The organism is Collimonas sp. OK242 (genome assembly GCF_900107095.1).
In the GTDB taxonomy this organism is placed as follows: domain Bacteria; phylum Pseudomonadota; class Gammaproteobacteria; order Burkholderiales; family Burkholderiaceae_D; genus Collimonas.
In genome coordinates, this window is the sequence record NZ_FNOR01000050.1 from 1 (window position 1) to 1,455 (window position 1,455).

At 54.9% G+C, this 1,455-nt stretch carries 1 protein-coding gene; it reads left to right on the top strand.

What is annotated here, in order from left to right; genetic code table 11:
- Positions 1 to 88 precede the first annotated feature (88 nt).
- Positions 89 to 1,117 (top strand): IS110 family RNA-guided transposase, encoded by a 1,029-nt coding sequence (locus BLV81_RS23385; RefSeq protein WP_092360279.1) that lies wholly within the window; start codon positions 89 to 91, stop codon positions 1,115 to 1,117.
- The last annotated feature ends 338 nt before the right edge of the window (positions 1,118 to 1,455 follow it).

A 1,455-nucleotide genomic window follows, 5' to 3' on the forward strand; every position in this document is an offset into this window, starting at 1 on the left:
CTAATGGAATGGTCGCCCCTTCCCGAAACGGCATCGAAGTGCCACAGTGGAAATGGCGATGTTCCACTAACCGAGAGAGGCGACCAAAATGAAGATTACAACAGTCGGGCTTGATTTAGCAAAAAACGTGATCCAGGCTCATGGCGTGAATGCACATGGAAAGACGGTACTCAAAAAGGCGTTGAAGCGTGATCAGGTATTGCCGTTTTTCGCCAACATGACACCGTGCCTGATCGGGATGGAGGCGTGTGGCAGCGCGCACCACTGGGCGAGGAAATTGCAGACGCTGGGTCACACCGTTAAGTTGATGGCCCCTCAGTTTGTGAAACCTTACGTCAAAACGAACAAGAACGACGCTGCGGATGCCGAGGCGATCTGCGAAGCGGTAAGTCGACCCAATATGCGGTTTGTGCCGATCAAGAACAGTGAGCAACAGGCAGTGCTGTCCCTGCATCGGGCGCGGCAAGGCTTCGTCAAGGCGCGTACAGCTCAGGCCAATCAGATCCGAGGACTCTTGTCCGAATACGGCATCGTTATCCCGCAAGGCATTAGTCACATCGCGCAACGCTTGCCCGACATCCTGGCCGATCGCGCGAACGATCTGCCAGGCGTGTTCCGTCAATTGCTGCAGCGACTCAGTGATCACTTGAAGGAACTCGATCGCCAGGTGGGCGAATTGGAAAGGCACATTCAAACCTGGCACCGGCAGAACGAAGCGAGTAGAAAATTGGAAAAAATTCCAGGTATTGGCCCGATCACGGCAAGTGCGATGGTGGCCTCGATCGGTGATGCGAAGAATTTCGAAGATGGCCGGCAATTGGCCGCCTGGCTCGGTCTGGTACCCCGGCAGCACTCCAGTGGCGGCAAACAAACGCTCTTGGGGATCAGTAAGCGCGGCGATTCCTATCTGAGAACACTGCTGATCCATGGTGCCCGATCCGTACTCCGAGTGGCCGAACGCAAAGCCCATCATGCCGGCAGTTGGCTGGCCAATCTGACGGGGCGACGAAACAAGAATATCGCTGCGGTGGCGCTGGCTAACAAGAATGCCCGCATTATCTGGGCGCTTCTGGCCCACCACCGCGAGTATCAGGCAGATTTCGGGTTGACAGCGTAACTATGGACTTCCCACCGCGCCGCTCGCCTTTGATAATGAAAGCACCGACCGGTACCATTCTGCAGTATCGCAGCAACGCACTTTGAAGGAGCACTCCACCGATTGCTCAGGCAATCATGACGTGATGGCAAGACAGGTCAGACCGTGGCAGGTTAAACCTACTTTACACAGGGAGCGGAAAGCTCGAGAGGCTGTTGAGGAACCTGCCAGCAAATTCCATCAGGGACAGAGGCTGTAGCCTCGATCGAAAGTCCGGATCTATGGCTGCAATCTCTACCTTCTTCACATCATTGATTGAACGCTTGGCAAAATGGGGGCGACCATCTATGTGTAAAAAC